The organism is Paraburkholderia sp. Ac-20342, from assembly GCF_017104985.1.
GTDB lineage: Bacteria > Pseudomonadota > Gammaproteobacteria > Burkholderiales > Burkholderiaceae > Paraburkholderia.
This window is the reverse complement of the sequence record NZ_JAAGPQ010000082.1, coordinates 16,949-36,837: the sequence shown is the minus strand read 5'-3', so window position 1 is coordinate 36,837 and position 19,889 is coordinate 16,949. Positions and strand designations below refer to the sequence as shown.

Here is a 19,889-nt window from a genome sequence, read left to right as displayed (position 1 = left end):
GCCTGCTCAAGCCTTATATGCGCCCGATCTATGCGGGCGCGACGGCGGCCGGCACGGCCGTCACCGTGCTGCTGCATCCCGGCGACAACTGGATGCTGCACGTCGCGGCCGAGCAGATTCGCCCCGGCGACATGGTCGTGGCCGCGCTGACCGCCGATTGCACGGACGGCTACTTCGGCGACTTGCTGGCCACCAGCTTCAAGGCGCGCGGCGCGCGCGGCTTGATTATCGACGCGGGCGTACGCGACATCAGCGTGCTCGCCGAGATGAACTTCCCCGTGTGGAGCAAGGCGATTTCGGCGAAAGGCACGATCAAGGCGACCCTGGGTTCGGTCAATATACCGGTGGTCTGCGCGGGCGCACTCGTCGTGCCCGGCGATGTCGTGGTGGCGGATCAGGACGGCGTGGTCGTGGTGCCGCAGGCGATGGCGGAGAAAACGCTCGACAACGCCCAGGCGAGAGAGGCGAACGAAGCGCAGAAGCGCGCGACGCTCGCCTCGGGCGTACTTGGGCTCGACATGTACAGGATGCGCGAGCCGCTGGAAAAGCTGGGCTTGCGTTATATCGACTGACGCCCGTTGAGCATTGGCGCGGTCGCGCAGCCGGCTGCGCACCGCGTTTCTTCGCGCCGTTGCCGGCGCGGCGGCTCATATCTTGACGCTGTAATCGGCGACCTTGATCGGCGCGTTGATGATCCTGCGCTGGGCGAGCCAGTCGGCGGCCCGTTGCAGTTGCGCCATGAAGGCCGCGTCGTCGGGCTCGTGAAACTGGTTCACGCGCTTCAGGCTCGCGAGATAGTCGCGCACCTGATCCGGATATTTGGCCTCGTTTTGCGCGAGCGATTCCGATTCGCCCGGGTGAGCCGATTGCCACGCGCCTTCCACGTAATACGCGTCGAGTACGGCGCGCACCAGTGCGGAATTTTCTTCGGCGAACTGACGGCGTGTGACGAGCGAGCTGTAGTCGACGAGGAAGTCGAGATCGCGCCCTTCGCTGAAGATGTCGCGGGCGTCGTTCGAATAGCGCGCGATATCCACGGCGGGCGACCACATCGACCACGCGTCGACCTTGCCTTGCGCGAATGCGGGCGCGGCATCGGGCGGATTCAGATAGACGAACTCGACCTTGCTGCGATCGACATGATGCTTCTCCAGCGCCGCAATCAGCAGGAATTCGCCGAGCCCCGAGCGATTCACCGCAACCTTGCGGCCGGCGAGATCGGCAACCGAGTGGATGCCGCTCGACTTCTTGACGATGATGGCGGTCGAGCGCGGCGAATACACGTCGAAGGCGGTGAAGACGATGGGCGAGCCCGCCAGCATCGCGGCGAACGCGGGCGTCGTCGAGCCCCAGAAGCCGAAGTCCGCGCTGCCGCCGACCACGGCCTGGATCGACGGCGCATGGTTCGGGAACGGCCCGATCCATTCGACCTTGATTCCCTTTGCGCCGAGCGTTTTCTCGAACACGCCGCGCTGCCTCGCGATGTCGGGCAGGCTGCCGTAGCCCCAGCCGATGCGAACCGTGTCGGTATTGCGCGTGAGCTTGCGCGGTTCGGCACTGCGGGCGGGAAGGAAGTTCGCGGCGGCGGCGCCGGCCAGCAGTCCGCCCGCCGCGCGCAGAAGCTGGCGGCGAGTCAGTGAAGCATCGTTCATTCGTGGTGGTTCCTTGTGTGGAGAGCGAGCGGTTCAGTGGGATTGAACGCCCAGTTCTTCGAGCAGCCTGAGCCGCAATGCTCGCGGCGTGTGATCCTGCGGGCGGAACGACGCGGCGATGCGCCCGGCACGCATGACGAGAATCCGGTCCGCGAGCGTGAGTGCTTCGTCGACGTCATGAGTCACGATCAGCACGCCCGGTGCATGGCGCGCGACCAGTTCCTTGACGAGCCCGTGCATCTTGATGCGCGTGAGCGCGTCGAGTGCGGCAAACGGTTCGTCCAGCAACAGCAGCGCGGGGTCGCGCACGAGCGCGCGCGCCAGTGCGACACGCTGCGCCTGACCGCCGGAGAGATTGCGCGGCCAGTCGTCCTCGCGGCCCGCCAGTCCGACTTCGGCCAGCGCATGCGCCGCGCCTGTGCGGCCAATGCGGGACTCGTGGCCAAGCGCAATGTTTTCCCATAAGGTGGCCCACGGCAACAGGCGATGCTCCTGAAACACGACGGATGGCCGCTCGGGGGCGCGAATCAGTCCGGCATCGAGTCTGTCGAGACCCGCCAGCGCGCGCAGTAGCGTGGTCTTGCCGCAGCCGCTTTCGCCGAGCAGTGCGACGAATTCGCCTTGACGGATATCGAGGTCGAGCGCGTCGATGACGACGCGCGCGCCATACCGGCGCTGCAGGCCGCGCACCGATACGGCTGAAGGCTGCACGGCGGCTTCGCTTGCTCCGCCAGCTTCGTCCGTCGCGTGACGCGATAGTGCGAGGGTGGCGCTCATGGCTTGCCTCCGTTGGCGTAGTTCGCGTGCCACGAGAGGAAGCGCGCTTCGAGCGAACGAACGAGAGCGTCCGCGGCGACGCCGATAATCGCGTAAATCATGATGGTCAGAAGAATGACGTTGGTTTGCAGGAATTCGCGTGCGTCCATCGCGAGAAAGCCGATGCCTCGGGTCGTCGCGAGCGTTTCGGCGATCACGAGGGCGAGCCACGCATGCGCGAGCGCATAGCGAATGCCCGTGAGGATCGACGGCATCGAGCCGGGCAAAATGATCCGGCGCACAACCGCAGGCCAGTTCATGCCGATCACCTTGGCGAGTTCCATCAGTTTGGGATCGATCTGGCGAATGCCGAGCATCGTGTTCACGTAGATGGGGAACAGCACGGCGAGCGCGACGAGAAAAATCTTCGCGACTTCGCCCACGCCGAACCATACGATAACGAGCGGCAGCATCGCGAGAAAGGGAATCGCGCGCACCATCTGGAGCGGGCGGTCGACAAGTGCCTGCGCGAGCCGGGAAAAGCCGGACAGCACGCCGAGGGCGAGGCCGATCGTGCCGCCTGCCAGGAAGCCGGTCATGGCGCGCAGCAGCGAGACGCCGAGATGAACGAACAGGTCGCCGCTGCGGGCAAGATTCCACGCGGTCGCCGCGACGCTGCTCGGCGCCGGCAGCACCTGTGCCGCGATCCATCCCGTACGCGCGGCGACTTCCCAGAACACCACGATCAGTAGCGGGATAGCCCACGAGAGCCCGTGATAAAAGCGGTCCGCAGCCCGGGACCACGGGACAGGGCTGTGTGAAGAAGAGGTTGTGATATCAGCCATGCCGATTCCGTGATTGCGATGAATAGTGGCGTTGTGATGGAGCGCTTATTCTTGTCGAGCTCATTCCTCAGGACAAGCAAGCATTGCAGCTATGGATATGCGCCGATGCGATTGGCTTTGCCGGCGGAGTGCGTGCGATAGCAGAATGGATAGGCGTCGTGTCGCGTATTTTTCCGTTGTAGTGGCTTTCTTTCCGCGAAATGGTCGTTGCTCACGCTTTCGCACCAATGCCGCGTTCGCTTGCGGTTCGAAAAGAATAGGCGTCTATTGAGGCATAAGCTTCTACCGTCATTCGGATCATTCCATATCGATAGAAAATAGATCGGCGAGTACGCGGACAAGATTAGGATGACTACCCCTTCAAACCGTCTTTCCGTGTCTCAAGTCAATGTCAGCTAAATTTCCACGCTTCGGTGTCTGGGCGCTCGTGCACGGCAGCCGCGCCGCGCTTCAGGACCCCGCGGAACCCTACGACGCTTCCTGGGCCAGAAACCGGGCCCTCGTGCTTGAAGCCGAGCGTCTCGGCTACGACTCCGTGCTCGTTGCGCAGCATACGGTCAATCCGCACGACCCGTCGCTCGATCAACTGGAAGCATGGACGGCTTGCGCCGCATTGGCGGCGCTCACCTCGCGCATCGAGATCATCGCCGCGATCAAGCCGTCTCTCTATCATCCGGTCGTGCTCGCGAAGATGGCGCAGCAGATCGAGCACATCAGCGGCGGGCGTTTCGCGATCAATCTCGTGAATGCATGGAATCGCCCGGAACTGCAACGCGCCGGGATCGGTTTCGCGGAGCATGACGAACGCTACGCGTATGGCCGCGAATGGATTTCGGTGGTCGAGCGGCTCCTGCTCGGCGAGAGCGTGAACCATCGCGGCGACAATTTCCGCATCGACGACTACCGGCTGCTTCCGGCCGATCCGTATCGCGCCCGTCCGCTGATCTACGTCGGCGGCGAATCGGAACCGGCGCGCGAGTTGGTCGCGGCGCATGGCGATGTGTGGTTCATCAACGGCCAGCCGCACGACGACGTCGCGGGCCTGATCGCCGACGTGTCCGCGCGTGCGCGTCCGGCCGGGCACGCGCCGCTGCGCTTCGGTCTGTCGGCTTTTGTCATCGCGCGCGAGACACAGGCGCAGGCCGACGATCATCTGCAACATCTGTTCGCGCTGGCCGAACTCGACAAGCCATTGCGCGAGCGGCAGAAGGCCAACACCGATCCCCATACCGTGATGCATCAGACCTTTGCCCGCTCGGCGCGGGTCGGTTCGAACGGCGGCACGGCAGCGGGACTCGTCGGCGATTACGACACCGTCGCGCAGCGCGTTGCGGCGTTTCACCGGGCGGGCATCGAACTTTTCATGCTTCAGTTTCAGCCCTTCGAAGCGGACATGCGCGGTTTCGCGGAAGAGGTCGTGCCGCGCGTGCGCCGGCTGTTGTCCGCATAGGCGCCGAGCGGTTGGCTCGCGGGATTGTGGGCGCACGGCATTTCTTCGCGGGCCATGCCAGAGGATGTTCTGGCGAGCCGATGGGCAAATGGCAAATGGGCAGGTCAGGCTAACGACGCCTCGAATACGCGCCGATAATTGCCGCCGAGCATCTGTTCGGTTTCCTGCTGCGAGAAGCCGGCCGCGAGCAGCGCTGCGCCCAGCGCCGGCAACTGCTCGTAGCTGCGAAATACGGGCGGTGAGATGAACCCGTACATGTCCGTGCCGAGGCCCACGTGTTCGACGCCTACGATGTCCGCCATGCGTCTGAACCCGTGCGCCATGGCATCGAGATCGTGAAATGTCCCCGAGCTGGGCCATACGCCGATCACACCGCCCGTTTGCGCCACGGCGCGTGCGTGATCCGCCGTGATCAGGCGGCTGCGCGGGCCAGGGTGTCCCGCGAGCGCCGTGTGCGAGAGCACCAGTGGCTTCGTCGTGACGGACGCCGCGCGCTTCACGAGATCATAGGTGCCGTGCGCGACATCCACGACGATCCCAAGCGTGTTGCAGCGGCGCACGACGTCGGCGCCGAAATCGCTCAGCCCGCCGTGAACCGGCGCTTCCGTCTGGATGTCGCCAAGCTCGTTGACACGGTAGTGCGTCAACTGAAGATGCCGTAATCGGTGCGATGCATAGGCCTCGTCGATGCGTTCGAGCCGGCCTTCGAGAAAGTCCGCGCCTTCGGCTGCGATGATGACGCGCGGCCCCTGTCTATTGGCCGCAGCGAGCATGTCCGCACCGGTGACGATTTCCAGTTGCTCGCGCTCCACCAGATTTCCCGCTCTTTCGAACTCGATCTGGCTGAGCCGATAAAGCTCGCCCGGCTCGGGTGTGCGCCAGGCTTCGAAGCGCTTGCGGTCGGCGGATACGCGCGTGACGACGGTATCCGTAACGATGGCGAGACAGATCACGTTCATGCCGCCCGCACGCATCGGCGCGCTGACGGGCGTCAGTGGCCGACGCGCACCGATGGCGGGATTGCGCGAGACGATGACATGACCCGCGTGGCTATGCATGTCGATAGTCAGGATACCTGCGGAAGCTTGCCAGGGTGGGCGTTCGCTGTTGCTGGGGTGCGCTTCGTCGTGCGTATCGGTGTATTGCGCGAAACGTCCGGGCGCGCATGCCGCGAGACCCAGCGCGGCTCCCGAGGCGAGAAACGCCCGGCGGCGCAAGCCGGATGCGGGCAGGGATGAGCCGCCTGCATCCTGAACCCGTTCGGCGGATCCGAGTCGATAGCGCCAGCCGGCAGGATCGTCGACCAGCCGTATCAGACGTCCGCGCAAGTGGACGGCTCCGCCTTCGAGCGCGATGGGCTCACGCGTGATGACTTCAATGCAGTTGAAAGGATCGCGCGGCACGCACGCACCGCAACACGGCTCTTGTTCCGCAAGCAGGAAATAGTCGACTGATGACTGTGCGGGGTCGAGCGGAATCATCCATCCGCTGATCTCGACCGTGGCCGTGCGCGGGTCGTTTGGGGCATCGCTGCGGATGGTGGTCCAGACGGGTTGCGAGAAATCGGAAGGGTGGTCGGTGCGCATGGTCGTCGTGAGCGAAACGGGCTACCGTTGTGTCCAGTCAGCGGCGATCATTATGTCCAACAGGGTGTGGACTTGTCAGCGTATTTCCGGGCAGTACCTTTCTGGCACGGGCACTGGACGAATCGCTCAAAGCGGTCGCGGAAGACTTCGGCAAACGCGCCGCCGCGTGGGTGGCATTGCCGATGCAATACCCGGGCTGGTTGGGCGGCGAGGCGGGAAGGTGTCCGCTCCCGTCATAGGTGGGCATGGCACCCATGTTGTACGACGACTGACTATGTTCACCAAAATATGACAGTGACGCGACAATTATGTGCCAACCCGTCGTCGATAGTCTGGTAAACACTAATTTGGAGACGAGTCTGTTGTCGGATATCCTACGTATATTAGAACGTTCTAATTCGAATGTCGAAAACGAACCGTAGCGGCTCCTGGTAGATGAGCCGTTTGTTCGCCTCACGAATTAGAACGTTATAAATTGACCGGACACTCGTTATCGGAATGAATACAGTGCGATCAGACGCCATTGCCGTCAGCCTCCAGCGGGGTGCTTACGCATGCGATTTTGGCGCGCGCGTGGAATTCCGCACGCCGAGCTGCACGGGCAAGCTGACATGCCGGACCTCCGATGCGGGATTTTCGATGCGCTGTAGCAGAAGCGTTGCCGCCTGGCGACCGATCTCGTCGAAGTCGATCGACAACGTGGTGAGCGAGGGCGTCCAGAGTTCGGCTTCGGGCAGGTCGTCGTTTCCCGTCACCGAAAAGTCGATGCCGGGTTCGAGCCCGCGGCGACGCAAGCCGAGCATGACGCCGAACGCAACGATATCGTTCGCGCATGCCGCCGCCGTTGGCGGAGTCTTCATATCGAGCACGCGATCCAGCAGGCTCATGCCCGATGCGCGTGTCAATTCCCCCTCGACTTCGAGAGAGGCATCGTGATGCAATCCCGCCGCGCGCAGTGCCTCCCGATAACCCGACAGCCGTTCATGGCCCACCCACGTGTGATGGGACCCGCCGAGCAGCGCGATGCGCTCGTGACCCAGCTCGATCAGATGTCGAACGGCGAGTGCCATACCGCGGCGGTGATCGTAGCCGACGTAGTCGAGGCCGCTGCCGGCCAGGTCGCGCGAGACGAGTACGCACGGAAACGGCGCGCTGCGCAATTGCTCCAGCAACCGCGTGACGTCGGTCGTATGCGCCGGGCACAGGATCAGGCCATCGACGTTGTAGCCGCGCATTTTCTCGATGAAGCGTGCCTGCAGTTGCGGATCTTCGCGCACGTCGGTCAGCAGCACGGTCCGGTCGATTTTCTGCAGCGCGTGTTCGACCGAGGAGGTCAGCCCGGCAAAGTAGGGATTGGCGAGATCGTTGACCGACATCGCGATCACGCCGCTTTTACGCGAGCGCATGGCCGCCGCGCCGCGGTTATGAACGTAGCCCAATTCGGCCATCGTCGCGAGGACTCGCTTGCGGGTTTCCGGCGCGACAAGAGGACTTTCCCGCACGACCAGCGACACGGTCGAGACGGAGACGTTCGCTTGCGCCGCGATGTCGCGAATCGTAACGCTTGGTTTTTTTGTCATTAACGAATTGGAGGCGTGCTCCTCTGGAATACGCCTCACATCTTAAACAGGAAAGAGAGCAATGAACATACGAAAAGAAACAATCCGCTTTGCCGCGATCGGTCTCAATCATAACCATATCTACGGTCAAACCAGGCTCGTACTCGACGCCGGCGCCGAACTCGTGAGCGTCTATGCGGAAGAAGACGATCTCGTCGAGGAATACATCAAGGCATTCCCGCAAGTGAAACGGGTTGCCGACAAACGCGAGATTCTCGAAGACCCGACCATTCAGCTGGTCGTGAGCGCCACCATCCCGGATGTTCGCGCGGATATGGCCATCGAGATCATGCGTCACGGCAAGGACGTGATGGTCGATAAGCCCGGTGTCATCACGCTCGAACAACTGGATCGCGTCAAAGCCGCGCAAGCGGAAACCGGACGTATCTTCTCCGTCTGCTACTCCGAGCGTTTCGAGAGCAAGGCAACGCAGAAAGCCTGCGAACTCGTGGCCGCCGGCGCGATCGGCAAGGTCATTCAAACCGTCGGCCTCGGCCCGCACCGCCTGAGCGGCAATCGCGAAGCAGCAAGCAAGCCGCGTCCGGACTGGTTTTTCCAGCGTCAGCGTTATGGCGGCATTCTCTGTGACATTGCCGCTCACCAGTGTGACCAGTTCCTGTATTTCACCGGCTCCACCGAAGCGGAAATCGTCGCTTCGCATATCGGCAACATCGCGAATCCGGCCACGCCCGAACTCGAAGATTTCGGCGAACTGATGGTTCGCGGCAATGGCGGCACGGGTTATGTCCGCGTGGACTGGTTCACGCCGGAAGGGCTGGGCGTGTGGGGCGACGGCCGTCTGACGGTGCTCGGCACGGAAGGTTATATCGAAGTGCGCAAGTACATCGACATCGCGGGCCGTCCTGGCCGCGATCACCTGTTCCTCGTCGACAAACGGGGCACCCAGCATATCGACTGCTCGCAGGAGCAACTGACGTATGGCTCGCGTCTTATCGACGACGTGCTGAACCGCACGGAAACCGCCATGAGTCAGAAACACTGTTTCCTCGCAACAGAATTGGCCCTGAAGGCCGAAGCGATGGCCGTTCGAATTGGAGCAAAAGCATGAGCAAGAAACTGAGAGTGGCGGTAGTGGGACTGGGCATCGGCAAGGCGCATCTGCAAGGTTATGCCGAAGTCCCCGAGTTGTTCGACGTCGTGGCTGTCTGCGATCTCGATGAAGCCAAAGCGCGCGAGGCTGCTGCAAAATTCGGCGTGCCGCACGTCACGACCGACTTCGCATCGCTGCTGAGCGGCGACAAGGTCGACATCATCGACATCTGCACGCCGCCGCATATCCATCGCGAACTGATCGAACAGACGCTCGCGGCTGGACTGCATGCGATTTGCGAAAAACCGCTGGTCGGCTCGCTGGCCGATGCGGATGCCATCGCCGCCGCGCAAGCGCAGGCCAAGGGCGTACTGTTTCCGATCTTCCAATATCGCTTCGGTCACGGCTTGCAGAAGCTGAAGCATTTGCAGGCGAAAGGGTTTGCCCACACGCCTTTTCTGACGACCGTCGAAACCTCATGGCGCCGGGACGCGGACTATTACGCGGTCGAATGGCGCGGTAAATGGGCCACCGAGTTGGGCGGCTGCTGCCTGACGCACGCCATTCACGCGCACGACATCCTGACCTATGTGAACGGGCCGATCAAAAGCCTCTATGCGAATCTCGCGACGCGCGTGAACAAGGTCGAAGCCGAGGACTGCGCGGCGATTTCCGTGCGCATGAAGAACGGTTCGGTCGCGACTCTGGCCGTCACGCTCGGTGCTGCCGAGGAACTCTCGCGAATTCGCTTCATGTTCTCCGACCTGACCGTCGAAAGCCGCAGCACGCATCCTTATCGTCCCGGCGACGATCCGTGGCATTTCAAGGGCAAGAGCGCCGAGATCGATGCAGCCATCGAAGCAGCGCTGCAAGATTTCGTACCGCGGCATAGCTCGTTCGCGGGCCAGTTCGAGCTGATTTACGACACGCTCGTCAATGGGGCGGAGACGCCGGTTACGTTGAGCGACGCACGCCAGTCGCTTGAGCTGATTACGGCGATTTACCACTCGGCGGAAACCGGCAACGCCATTCAACTGCCGATCGCTGCGGATCATCCGAGGTACAGCGATTGGGTTCCCGCATCGCGTCGCTTCGGCTTCGGTAACGAATAACGCGCTTGGCCGGGACTTCCGCAAGGAAGGTCCCGGTCGGGTTTTCCATTGATTCGCAATCACCCCGGCGTCTCCTTGAGAGCCTTTCGATTTCATGAAGCCAGCAACAAATATCAGGATTACTGATCTGCAGGGTTGATTGTTTACGGGTGAATTCAATCGAGCGTGGGAGTACGGGCCAGGCCCTGGAGGAGACATGTCTATTTCTGAAGAAAGCGCCTTGCGCAGTGATGGGCAGGAAAGCAATCCTGCCCATGTGAAGGGCAAAATAAAGATTGGCAACGTGCGCTGGGCAATTTCCCTGCTCTGGCTGATCGGGGTCACGCTCAACTACGTGAGCCGCAATTCGCTGGGCGTATTGGCGTCCGAATTGCAGACGCACATGCACATCACGACCAAGGAATACTCGTGGGTCGTGGCCGCGTTTCAGGTGGGCTACACGGTGTTTCAGCCGATCTGCGGCTGGCTGGTCGATGCCATCGGGCTGAAAGTCGGCGTGGCGCTGTTCGCTTTCATCTGGTCGATGGCGTGCTTGCTGCATGCGGGCGCATCGAACTGGATGAGCCTCGCCTTCTTGCGTTTTTTCATGGGCGCGACCGAAGCGGTGGCATTGCCCGCACAGCCGAAAATCGTCGGCGAGTGGTTTCCGAAGAGGCGCCGCGGCGTCGCTTTGGGATGGGTCAGTATGGGCTTCTCGGTCGGCGCGCTGCTGGCCGCTCCGGTTATCGGTGGGATCGGCGTGCTCTGGGGCTGGCGTGCCGCGTTCGCGGTTCCCGGCGTCGTCGGGATCGTCTGGGCCCTGGCATGGTGGCGGCTGTATAGCCCGCCGGCCAAGAGCAAGCTGATTTCCCCGGCCGAACTCGAATACATCGTATCGGACCAGGATCCGATTACCTCGTATCAACGGCGTTCGCTGTGGAGTGCATTCAAGGAAACCGTCAAGCAGCGGAAATTCTATGGCATTGCAATTCCCGCGGGCCTCTCGGAACCGGGCTGGCAGTTCCTGATTTTCTGGGTCCCGCTCTATTTCGCCAACGAGCGCGGCATGCCGCTGAAGCAGATTGCCATGTTTACCTGGCTGCCGTTCCTGATGTCGGATCTGGGCAGTATCAGCACCGGCTATCTGAAAGCGTTTTTCAAAGACCGATTCGATCTGACGGTCGTCAATAGCTGTGTCGCGACCGCGCTCATCGGGGCGCTGCTGATGATCCCGATGATGGCCGTGCCTTATGTAAGCAGTGCGACGGCGGCGATTGCCCTGATTTCCATTAGCGGGATGGGGCACATGATCAAGTCCCTGATGTTCACGAATCTGGTGATCGAGGAATTCGAGCCGAACAAGGTTGCCACGGTCAACGGGTTTAGAGGCAGCGTCGCGTGGATCGGCGGCACGATTTTCTCGCTGGTGATGGGCGCGATTGTCGGCGTCAGCGGCTACAAACCCATTCTGATCTTCCTGGGGCTGATCGATCTGGCGGCCGTCGCGATCATGTATTGGTTCTTGAACGATCGGACGCCGGCGGCGAAGCGGGCCTGAATTTCCGGTAACGCTTATCGCAATCCAGGCGCGGGCGGCTTATTGCAGCCTGCGCCCGTGACGGCCCACGGGCCCGTGTTCATGAACGCGCCCAGGCTACGACCCGATGGACGCGGCGGGCAGATCGCCGGCGGCGCCCATTCCGTGTTGTCGATCAAGCCGGCGACCAACGCGAAGATGTATGCGCGCATCGCCGGCGCGATGGGCATCCATTGCGGCGACATCGTGGATGACGGCGTGGCAGTCGAAAATCTATAAGTAACCCTAACAACAAACCTTGCCTTACTCGCAATTCAAATTTCTTTTGGGGACCCTTTACCATGAAAACGATCAAGCGCACGCGCGCTCTGGTTTTGAACTGTCTGCCGCTGGCGGGCGCCTTTCTGTCGGCCGGCGCCCTGGCACAAAGCAGCGTCACGTTGTACGGCACGATCGATAATGCATTGGCCTACTCCAGCAACCAGCACGGCAAGGCGAATTTTTACATGGGCCAGGGCGAACTGGGGGCCAGTAAGTTCGGCTTGATGGGGGCGGAGGATATTGGCGGCGGCACCAAAACGGTATTTCGCCTGGAGAGCGGCTTCAACTCCGCGACCGGGGCGCAGAGCAGTGCGGGATATATTTTCAACCGTCAGGCCTATGTCGGTTTGAGCAATGACCGGTACGGCACGCTGACGCTCGGTCGCCAATACACGCCTTACTTCACGCTGGTCGGTGCACTCGGCCCGACGAACGTGCTGACAGGTGCAACGGGCGCGCACCCAGGCGATCTGGATGCGCTCGATACCACGCTGCGCCTGAACAATTCGATCAACTACGCTTCGCCGAATATCGCCGGACTGACGTTCGGCGCGCAGTACGGGCTAGGCGGTACGCCGGGCAGCGTGACCAACGGCAGCCATTTCAGCGCGGCGTTGCGCTACGACTATCAGGCACTGTCGGCGGCCGTGGGTTACGTCAATCTCAGGAACATCGCGACGAGCCAGGCGCTCGGCAGCTTCGCGAATAGCTCGCCGGTCAACAACGGCTATGCGACCGCCAACACGACGCAGATGGTGGCCGCCGCGGCGCGCTATAGCCTCAACAATCTGGTGCTCGGTCTGAATTACTCGAACGTGCGCTACACGCCGAACGCACATTCGTTGTTCGTGAACGAGGCCGTATTCAACACCTATGGCACGATTGCGACCTATCAGATTACGCCGGCCCTGTTTGCGGCCATCGGCTACAGCTATACGCGCGCCAGCAAGGCCAACGGTATCGAAGACCCGGCTCAATACCATCAGATTTCGCTGGAGCAAACCTACAATCTGTCGAAGCGGACCACGCTCTACGCGCTCGAGGCCTATCAGCATGCGCACGGCAAGTCGCTGATCGCGTCGGGTTCGGGCGTAACGATCGCGGACACGGTGGCGGTGGTGGGCGATTCGCAGAGCAGTACGCCGTCGTCCGGGCCTTCGCAGTTCGTCGGCATGGTCGGGATTCGCCACGCGTTCTGATCGGAGGGGGCCGCGCATGCATCGCTCCTGTGATCGGAGCGCTGCAGCGCGGGGGCTGTTTCGGCGTTGATGGTTGAGGGGAGCCGCCGGTAATCTCAGGCGTCAACTGCGCGGCGCGCCCCGAACTAGTTTATCGAGCCATGCATCCACGCAATCGTGAATAGCGCGTGTGCGGCCAACGCTCAATGATCCTGGGCGACGCGGCACGCATGGTCGAGCAGCCCTTCGGCCGTGCCGCTGCCATTGTCGACGTCGATGCCGCTATTGACGATCAGCCAGCCATCGGTCGCGGCGGAGGCTCCCGCGCCCGTCACGAGAATGGTTTGCCTCGCCATGGTCGCGGGCTCGGGGTTGTCGCGCGCGACGATCCGGAACGGGTTGTCGGCGCCCGTCAGCGACATGACGCGCATGATCCGGTAGCGTTTGCCGTCGAGCGTGTCCCATTGCCATTGGCCGGGCGTATCGTGTGCGTGGTTCGCGAGTGCGACGCCGGCTTCCCGCTGCATGCAGTCGATATGGATATGCAACTGGTTTTGCGAGCGGCGATATTCGGAGTTGATTTCGAGGCCCAGCCGATCGTCCGGTAGTGTGCGCTTGACCGCTTCCTGCACGTAGTGGCGCGAGTCCCACGCGTCGCTCCAATAGTCCTTCGCATCGGGCGCGAGCACGAGCGGACTTTCGATTCCCGTAATGCGGTCCGTCGGCATCAGCAGGTACTGCGAGCGTCCGAGAATATCCTTCAGGACGACATAGCGCTTGTCGAGATCGACGAGCGTGCATTGGCCCGGCGTGCCGGTTGCCTGCTGCGACGGCACGCAGCGTATGTCGACGATTTTCCATAGCGCGTTGGAATCGACCGTTGCGAGGCGTGCGCATGAAGTCGTGGCGAGGGCGGCTGCCAGTGCCGCGGTCAGGAGCGAGAGGCGATGCAAAAGGCCGCGTTGCGGATGAGCGGTGGCGGGTGTCGTCATTGTTGTTTAACGGAGTGTTTTCAAAAGCCTGTCAAAGGCGCGGGTATCAAGGATGATATAGAGGGATAACTTCAAGGGATAATATCAAGGGATAACAGCGGCGGATGACATCGCCGCGGTCGGCCGCGTGGTCGTCAAAGCACGGGCGCGGGCAACGCGCCGAGAATGTGTTCGAACGCGATGCCGATTGCGAGCAAGCGTCTATCGCTGCCGAGCGGGCCGTCGAGTTCGAGACCGACCGGCAAGCCGTTCGCGCTGATGCCGGCCGGCAGCGAGAGCCCGGGAATGCCTGACGTGCTGGCCGGATCGGTATTGCGCAGGAAGGCTTCCATCGTATCGATCGGCGGGCCGCCGTCGATCGATACCGTCGACGAGCCTTGCAGATCGTCGATCGGCACTGCGGTCAACCGCGTGGTGGGAAACAGCAGCGCGTCGAGTTGCGCGTGCGCGAAAGCGGCGGCCATATAGCGTTGCAAACGCGGACGCCAATAATTGAGCGCCGCCGGATAGTGCGAGCCGAGCGCGTCGGCGAGTACTTCGTCGTAGATTGCGCGCACGTCGGGGCTCGCGATGCGCGCGGCTATTCCGGCAACCGTTTGCACTGGCGCATGGTTTGCGACGAGCCACGCGAGCACGTCGTCGCGCGCTTCGTGAATCGCGATCGGTCCGCCGACCATGCCGTTCAGATGTTCGAGTTCGCTCAGCGCGAGCGGCACGAACGTCACGCTGGCCGCTTCGAGCTTGCGCAACGCGGCCCGCGCGACGCCCTCGACCTGCGCTTCGAGTCCGTCCCACAACGGTTCGGGCAGGCCGATGCGAAGCTGGTCGGGCGCGAGCGTGGGCAGCGTGCCGTCGCCGCTGATTACGCCGTCGAGCAGTGCGAGATCGGCCACGCTGCGTGCCATCGGTCCGACCGTGTCGCGCGTATGGCTGATCGGCACGACCGCGTCGGGATCGTGATAGCGCCGCTCGGCGCCGCCATTGCCGACCGATGGACGCAATCCCGCAGTGCCCGCTAGCGCGGCGGGAATGCGCGTCGAGCCGCCGGTGTCGGTGCCGAGTCCGGCAGGCACGATGCGCGCCGCAATGGCGACTGCCGTGCCGCCCGACGAACCGCCCGGCATCAGCGAGGGATCATAGGGATTGCGTACCGGCCCCGCATGCGCGGCGAAGTTCGTGCTCGTAATGCCGAATGCGAGTTCGTGCATATTGGCCTTGCCGAGCACGATCGCGCCCGCATCGAGAAGGCGTTGCAGCGAAGGCGCGTTCGTCGCCGGCACGAAGCCCGCGAGCGCGGGTGTGCCCGCCGAGGTCTGCAAGCCCGCCGTGTTGATATTGTCCTTGACGACGATCGGCAGGCCGGCCAGCGGCAGACGTGCTCGCGCTTGCGCGGACAAGGCGTCGATGCGCCGCGCGGCCGCAAGCGCACCGTCGAGATCGAGCGTGGTGAGCGCGTTCAGATGCGCGAGCGCGGCGGCGCGCGCGAGCAGCGTGGCGACGTAGTCGGCGGCTTTGAGGCGGCCCGACTGCAGCGCCTCGACCGCCTGTGTCGCGGTCAGCGCGAGTTGTGCGTCGACGGTCCATGTCATGAGCGGCGGCTCCGTATCGATGCTCGCAACCTGCTCCGGAATGGGCGTGCTGTCCGGCAAACACGAAATCCGGAGAGAGGGGGCGGGAGTTTCTGCGGCATCCGTCGAAGTAGCGGACAGGTTACGCGTGCGGAAAGCGAACGCAGGGGTTGAGCTATTCTGGCACAACCGCCTGAAAGAGGATGCCGGGCAATGCAACGGCGGCGCAGAGGTAACGGGCATCAACGCCGGCGCGCCAGAACTCTATCCACGGCCGCCTTGCCCGATTTGGGGCTGGCGTAAGGGGTGTCTGTGCTTGCCGTGCCGGCCAGGAATCGCGTCCACCCGCGCAGCGGGTTAAGGCGAGCGGCATGCGATTTGTCGCCGAATTGCCTGCCTTGGCAACAGCCCGTTCGTTTTTCTGAAACATGCTTCGCATCAAAAGAATTTCCCAAACGAAGTTCGACCGATCATTTCCGGTGATACTCCGTCCGGCATAAGGCCTGCTGAATGTGCCATGCCCGGGCGTCAAAGTGGGGTGGGTAACTACTTTGGAAGCCGGTGCGAGATGCATGCGAGTCAACTATTTGGACTCGCTCCTGCATGACCGTACACACGGTGGCGTTCAGGTTAGAAAATGTGTTCGCTGGCAATCTGCGATGAATTGATAGCAAGCGAATTTCTGTCAAGATCGCAGGGGACAACATGCTAGGCATCGACAAGGTGTCGTCTTTATTGACGACCGTTTTTTCTCCTGAAACCCCGTCCGCAGACGTTCTCACTGCACCGTCAGGATCATCTCCGCCGACCCGCCAGCCTATCTCCGGTGCGCTGGGAGGACTCCCCGAACTGGATAACCGTCTCAAGGTCGCACGGTACCTTCTATCGTCGGGGATCGTGCCCGCGGAGCAGGTACGCACCAGGCTGATCCCCGCGATCAAGTCACAGCAGGCTGTAGTGCGTGTCAAGGACCAGCCGCCGTCGATCAGGCCGACATCGGAAACAGGCGAAACCGCCCGCGAGCAAGTGCTTGAGAAGGAGCGTGCATCGAGCGAACCAGCTCCTGCCGAAAGCCCGTTTTCGCTTGCGGCCCGGAGCCGCAATCTCAAGACCTTGCTTGCCGCCAGGCACTATGACGAGCCGCTATCTTTCGATTTCAGCAAGATGCGGGAGGCATTCTGGCTGGGTTCGAGCGAGAGCGTAATGAAAACGACTGCTCCCGCCGTGGCTCAGACCGTCAGCGATGTCACCACCGCGCTTGCCTGGTATGTCACTAGCAAGACGACGGGCATGATTGCCGGCGCAAAGCCGCAGGCGGCTGGAGATTCGGTCGAAAAAATGCCTGACGGGCTGAGCGCCCGCAACATCGTGGTTTCGCTCGCCAGGAACACGTTGAGCAATTTCGCCTATGAAGGAACCTGGGCTGCAGTGCACAACGGGATCGAACAGTTGCGCGCATCGCAGCGTCCCCGCACGGAACTCGATCCCTACCAATCGAAAATCCGGGTGCACACTAAATTGATGGATGAGTCCCGAGATTACATGGCTCAAGCGCTTGATCCCCTGACCCAGGGGAAAATCAACGATATCGATAGCCAAATTGTCCAATGCCTGCAAAATCCAGCCAATGGTATGAAAGGACTGGCGCAAGCCGAGCTGTTGATGGCAAGGCGAGAAGTGCTGGTGGGCTCGCGGATGGTGACAAGGCACGGGAATGAGTGGCTCAAGAGTTCCAGGGTGCGCAAAGAGCTGGATGAGCTGGCCGACTTTTTCCCGGACTCCACGGCCGACGAACTGAAAACGGTTTTCTTCGACAAGTTGGGCATCGAAAGCCGGCCCGCCGTTTTTTTGACCGGGAGAGGCGGGGTTGGAAAAACGCAGTTCGTCAAAAATTTTTCCGCCGTGGTGAAGCGTCCTATTGTGGAGACCACGCTAGAAGAACTGCTGAGCCCGAAATTCTGGGGGCCGCCTGGCGATTGGTCCTTAGGCACCCTGAATGCGCCACTGCCCGAAGTCGCCGGCATACTGCACGCGAAGAAGATGGAGTTTGGCCGCAACGACGTTATCGTCCTCGTCAATGAAGCAGATTTCGGCGACGACGAGCACTCGGCCAAAGTGGCGGATATCAAACGAATTATGGATTCCGACAACTTCAAGCAATACACGAACGGCGGTGCCCGGCACGATATTGACGCGATCTTCATTTTCACAAGCAACGTACGCAACAATTCGATCGAAGCGTTGTGCCGGCGCATCCCCGAAGTCACGATGAAATCTGGAGAGCGGCAGCGTTTGAACTGGGCTGAAAAGGTATTGACTCAGGAGTTGACGGATCTGAGGAACAACCATTCAGAGAGATTCGTCCACGCTGTGGAGGCGCAAGTGCGTCGCAATATGGATTTCATTCGCGAGGTCGGCAACGCCACGGAGTGCGGCATTGCCATTACGGGCACGGTTGTCAGGACCAGTGTCAGAAACTCCGTCAGAGATCGGGAGGGTGGAGGTACGGTCACAGACAAACGGGCCCGTACCGCTATCCTGAGCGTATTTAGGTCCAACCTGGGTAGTGGCGCATACGAGGTGTTGGACGCACTGGCTTCGAATGGGGATGGGGTGCAAACCAATCAACCCGCGCGATCACGCAGCTTGTCGTTTTAGTCGCGAACGGACACCGAACGTGGTGATTGTGGCGCAGGCCGACAAGATGGCTCGCATAATCTGTGCTATCGCATTCGAGCATTGCAACGGGAAGCATCGCCATAGCGCGCGGAAATACCGCTCGCCTTGCGAGTTCCGGCGCTCGATGGATTCGGCAACCGTGGTACGAAGCTGTGTCCGGAATGACCGGGTCAACTCCAGTGGCTTGCCGACGTTACTGACGATTGTCGATCCACATGCGCCCCCAGTCGGACGCATAGGCGAGCGCATGCTCTTCGTCGAAGAAGTAATCGAGCGCATCGAACGAATACGCTTTGCGACGCGTCGCGCTGGATTCCTCTATGGTCAGATTGGCGGCGAATAATCCATTCGGTAGCAGTTGCGTAGCCGCTTCGACTTCGTAGCCCTTATAGCGGATGTGTGAGTTCATGATCTTGTCGGTATTGCCCCGTGCGTTGTATCGAAACCAGTGCGTGCGACGCCGCTCCATCGTGCGAGAAGCTCGCGAAGCGGCGCACAGACCCTAAGATAGGGCCGCACTGTGCAGCGGGTGAACCAATCTTTCGTCGTAAGCAAATCAGCGAGGCGCCGGAGCGATAGTCAGGAGCCCGGATCGGATCAAAGGCGCTGTGTCCGGTAACACTATCGGCAGCACGCCCGAGGTGTCTGTTATGTGGCGCACGGTTTGCGCGCGGCGCGTCGCCGCGCGCCGCCGAGGAGGCGCCACGGAGCGCGAAAGCAGGCGGATCAGACTGCTTGCAGGATACGCGCGGAGCGGGTGTCGGCCGCGGCGGCAAGGGGCTTGCCGGCTGTCTGGCTGGATGGAGCGCCCGATGATGCGCCCACGGCACCCGAGGCGCCCGAAGTACGGTGTGCATTGAACGCGAGCGCGAATTGCGCGGCCTGCTGGCCGACTGTCGCGAGTTGTTCGACGACCTTCGGGTCGGAACAGCTATCGGCGGTATCGAAGCGCGTTTCGAGCGTATTGATGCCGGCGCCGAACGGCGTCGGCCAGCCGCGTAGCGCATGCACGATCGAGCGCAGCGAACTCAGCACGGAGCCCGCCGCCTGCCAGCCATAGGCCGTGACGATGCAGCCGACCGCGCGGCCGTCGAGATAGGGACGCGCGTCGGCGCGCAGTTCCTCGAGCGTGTCGAGCGCGTTCTTGACGAGGCCCGACACGCCGCCGTGGTAGCCGGGCGTCGCGACGATCAGCGCGTCCGCGCGGCGCACGGCCTCGATCAGTTCGAGCTGTTCCGCGGTGCGTTCGGGCTGTTCCGGCGCGTAATGCGGCAGGCTATGCAGGAAGGCGCCGCCGAACAGCCGGGTGTCGGCGCCGGCGGCTTCGGCGCCGCGCAGCGCAAAGGCGAGCGCGCGCTCGGTCGACGAGGCCGCGCGTGTCGTGCCGCCAATGCCGACGATAAGCGGCCGGCGGGAATGATCGAATCTGCTCAACGAAATGCTCCTTCGGTAGCGGCGGATGGCGCGGTTCATGATGCGGTTCAGGCGGACTGCGCGAGAGCCGGCCGGCGAACCGGACTTTGAAGTGTCATCTTAATGACGCCGAGCCGCGCCGCTAAGCGAC

16 protein-coding genes and 1 pseudogene are annotated in these 19,889 nt (G+C 62.2%); 8 read left to right on the top strand and 9 right to left on the bottom strand.

What is annotated here, in order from left to right:
- On the top strand, nucleotides 1–572 hold a 572-nt coding region (gene ligK / locus G3N58_RS26230), incomplete at its 5' end, for a 4-carboxy-4-hydroxy-2-oxoadipate aldolase/oxaloacetate decarboxylase (protein ID WP_206000587.1).
- 75 nt (nucleotides 573–647) lie between these two features.
- Here the strand turns inward: ligK and G3N58_RS26225 are convergent.
- Genes G3N58_RS26225 through G3N58_RS26215 form a run of 3 tightly spaced genes read right to left on the bottom strand, consistent with a single transcriptional unit; the run spans nucleotide 648 to nucleotide 3,253 of the window.
- A complete protein-coding gene (locus G3N58_RS26225; RefSeq protein WP_206000586.1) occupies nucleotides 648–1,652 on the bottom strand; it encodes an NrtA/SsuA/CpmA family ABC transporter substrate-binding protein in 1,005 nt (334 codons plus the stop codon).
- A 33-nt stretch (nucleotides 1,653–1,685) separates the two neighbouring features.
- Complete coding sequence (locus G3N58_RS26220) at nucleotides 1,686–2,429, bottom strand: ABC transporter ATP-binding protein (protein ID WP_206000585.1); 744 nt, start codon at nucleotides 2,427–2,429, stop codon at nucleotides 1,686–1,688.
- Nucleotides 2,426–3,253: an ABC transporter permease subunit gene (locus G3N58_RS26215; protein WP_167283819.1), complete on the bottom strand. Its 828-nt coding sequence runs from the start codon at nucleotides 3,251–3,253 to the stop codon at nucleotides 2,426–2,428. The genes G3N58_RS26220 and G3N58_RS26215 overlap by 4 nt, the downstream gene beginning before the upstream one ends.
- Nucleotides 3,254–3,641: 388 nt before the next feature.
- On the opposite strand from G3N58_RS26215, the gene G3N58_RS26210 reads away from it, so the two are divergent.
- Entirely contained in the window at nucleotides 3,642–4,703 is a 1,062-nt protein-coding gene (locus G3N58_RS26210; protein ID WP_206000584.1) for an LLM class flavin-dependent oxidoreductase, read from the top strand.
- A 104-nt stretch (nucleotides 4,704–4,807) separates the two neighbouring features.
- On the opposite strand, the gene G3N58_RS26205 is transcribed toward G3N58_RS26210, so the two are convergent.
- Nucleotides 4,808–6,289: a membrane dipeptidase gene (locus tag G3N58_RS26205; RefSeq protein WP_206000583.1), complete on the bottom strand. Its 1,482-nt coding sequence runs from the start codon at nucleotides 6,287–6,289 to the stop codon at nucleotides 4,808–4,810.
- Nucleotides 6,290–6,837: 548 nt separating this feature from the next.
- Nucleotides 6,838–7,869 carry a LacI family DNA-binding transcriptional regulator gene (locus tag G3N58_RS26200; RefSeq protein WP_167041439.1) on the bottom strand — a complete coding sequence of 344 codons (1,032 nt, stop codon included), beginning with the start codon at nucleotides 7,867–7,869 and terminating at the stop codon, nucleotides 6,838–6,840.
- Between the two features lie 61 nt (nucleotides 7,870–7,930).
- Here G3N58_RS26200 and G3N58_RS26195 point away from each other — a divergent pair, with 61 nt between their 5' ends.
- From G3N58_RS26195 to G3N58_RS26175, 5 genes are all read left to right on the top strand, one after another.
- Nucleotides 7,931–8,977, top strand: coding sequence for a Gfo/Idh/MocA family oxidoreductase (locus tag G3N58_RS26195; protein ID WP_167041442.1), 1,047 nt, complete (start codon nucleotides 7,931–7,933; stop codon nucleotides 8,975–8,977).
- A complete protein-coding gene (locus tag G3N58_RS26190) occupies nucleotides 8,974–10,071 on the top strand; it encodes a Gfo/Idh/MocA family oxidoreductase (RefSeq protein ID WP_167283824.1) in 1,098 nt (365 codons plus the stop codon). The genes G3N58_RS26195 and G3N58_RS26190 overlap by 4 nt, the downstream gene beginning before the upstream one ends.
- Before the next feature lie 139 nt (nucleotides 10,072–10,210).
- Nucleotides 10,211–11,608, top strand: a complete 1,398-nt coding sequence (locus tag G3N58_RS26185; RefSeq protein WP_205192803.1) for an MFS transporter — start codon at nucleotides 10,211–10,213, stop codon at nucleotides 11,606–11,608.
- A gap of 81 nt (nucleotides 11,609–11,689) precedes the next feature.
- The gene (locus G3N58_RS26180) at nucleotides 11,690–11,866 is read left to right on the top strand and encodes a hypothetical protein (RefSeq protein WP_206000582.1); all 177 of its coding nucleotides are present in this window, start codon (nucleotides 11,690–11,692) and stop codon (nucleotides 11,864–11,866) included.
- A 62-nt stretch (nucleotides 11,867–11,928) separates the two neighbouring features.
- Nucleotides 11,929–13,107, top strand: a complete 1,179-nt coding sequence (locus G3N58_RS26175; RefSeq protein ID WP_167041452.1) for a porin — start codon at nucleotides 11,929–11,931, stop codon at nucleotides 13,105–13,107.
- 182 nt (nucleotides 13,108–13,289) lie between these two features.
- Here G3N58_RS26175 and G3N58_RS26170 read toward each other — a convergent pair whose 3' ends face one another.
- Complete coding sequence (locus tag G3N58_RS26170) at nucleotides 13,290–14,078, bottom strand: CDP-diacylglycerol diphosphatase (protein WP_167283826.1); 789 nt, start codon at nucleotides 14,076–14,078, stop codon at nucleotides 13,290–13,292.
- Between the two features lie 134 nt (nucleotides 14,079–14,212).
- Nucleotides 14,213–15,731 (bottom strand): annotated as a pseudogene (gene iaaH, locus G3N58_RS26165) (indoleacetamide hydrolase).
- Nucleotides 15,732–16,351: 620 nt separating this feature from the next.
- On the opposite strand from iaaH, the gene G3N58_RS26160 reads away from it, so the two are divergent.
- On the top strand, nucleotides 16,352–18,304 hold the full coding sequence (locus G3N58_RS26160) for a hypothetical protein (protein WP_206000580.1): 1,953 nt from the start codon (nucleotides 16,352–16,354) through the stop codon (nucleotides 18,302–18,304).
- A 214-nt stretch (nucleotides 18,305–18,518) separates the two neighbouring features.
- Here G3N58_RS26160 and G3N58_RS26155 read toward each other — a convergent pair whose 3' ends face one another.
- Together G3N58_RS26155 and G3N58_RS26150 are read right to left on the bottom strand one after the other, a co-directional pair.
- A complete protein-coding gene (locus G3N58_RS26155) occupies nucleotides 18,519–18,734 on the bottom strand; it encodes a transcriptional regulator (protein ID WP_167041464.1) in 216 nt (71 codons plus the stop codon).
- A gap of 317 nt (nucleotides 18,735–19,051) precedes the next feature.
- The gene (locus tag G3N58_RS26150) at nucleotides 19,052–19,759 is read right to left on the bottom strand and encodes an NAD(P)H-dependent oxidoreductase (protein WP_167283829.1); all 708 of its coding nucleotides are present in this window, start codon (nucleotides 19,757–19,759) and stop codon (nucleotides 19,052–19,054) included.
- Nucleotides 19,760–19,889 lie beyond the last annotated feature (130 nt).

Excerpts from the sequence above, each read along its gene's own strand:
- G3N58_RS26175 (WP_167041452.1), top strand. The coding sequence starts at position 11,929 with ATGAAAACGATCAAGCGCACGCGCGCTCTGGTTTTGAACTGTCTGCCG.
- G3N58_RS26200 (WP_167041439.1), bottom strand. The coding sequence starts at position 7,869 with ATGACAAAAAAACCAAGCGTTACGATTCGCGACATCGCGGCGCAAGCG.
- G3N58_RS26180 (WP_206000582.1), top strand. The coding sequence starts at position 11,690 with ATGAACGCGCCCAGGCTACGACCCGATGGACGCGGCGGGCAGATCGCC.
- G3N58_RS26195 (WP_167041442.1), top strand. The coding sequence starts at position 7,931 with ATGAACATACGAAAAGAAACAATCCGCTTTGCCGCGATCGGTCTCAAT.
- G3N58_RS26170 (WP_167283826.1), bottom strand. The coding sequence starts at position 14,078 with ATGACGACACCCGCCACCGCTCATCCGCAACGCGGCCTTTTGCATCGC.
- G3N58_RS26190 (WP_167283824.1), top strand. The coding sequence starts at position 8,974 with ATGAGCAAGAAACTGAGAGTGGCGGTAGTGGGACTGGGCATCGGCAAG.
- G3N58_RS26220 (WP_206000585.1), bottom strand. The coding sequence starts at position 2,429 with ATGAGCGCCACCCTCGCACTATCGCGTCACGCGACGGACGAAGCTGGC.
- G3N58_RS26210 (WP_206000584.1), top strand. The coding sequence starts at position 3,642 with ATGTCAGCTAAATTTCCACGCTTCGGTGTCTGGGCGCTCGTGCACGGC.
- G3N58_RS26155 (WP_167041464.1), bottom strand. The coding sequence starts at position 18,734 with ATGAACTCACACATCCGCTATAAGGGCTACGAAGTCGAAGCGGCTACG.
- G3N58_RS26225 (WP_206000586.1), bottom strand. The coding sequence starts at position 1,652 with ATGAACGATGCTTCACTGACTCGCCGCCAGCTTCTGCGCGCGGCGGGC.
- G3N58_RS26160 (WP_206000580.1), top strand. The coding sequence starts at position 16,352 with ATGCTAGGCATCGACAAGGTGTCGTCTTTATTGACGACCGTTTTTTCT.
- G3N58_RS26205 (WP_206000583.1), bottom strand. The coding sequence starts at position 6,289 with ATGCGCACCGACCACCCTTCCGATTTCTCGCAACCCGTCTGGACCACC.
- G3N58_RS26215 (WP_167283819.1), bottom strand. The coding sequence starts at position 3,253 with ATGGCTGATATCACAACCTCTTCTTCACACAGCCCTGTCCCGTGGTCC.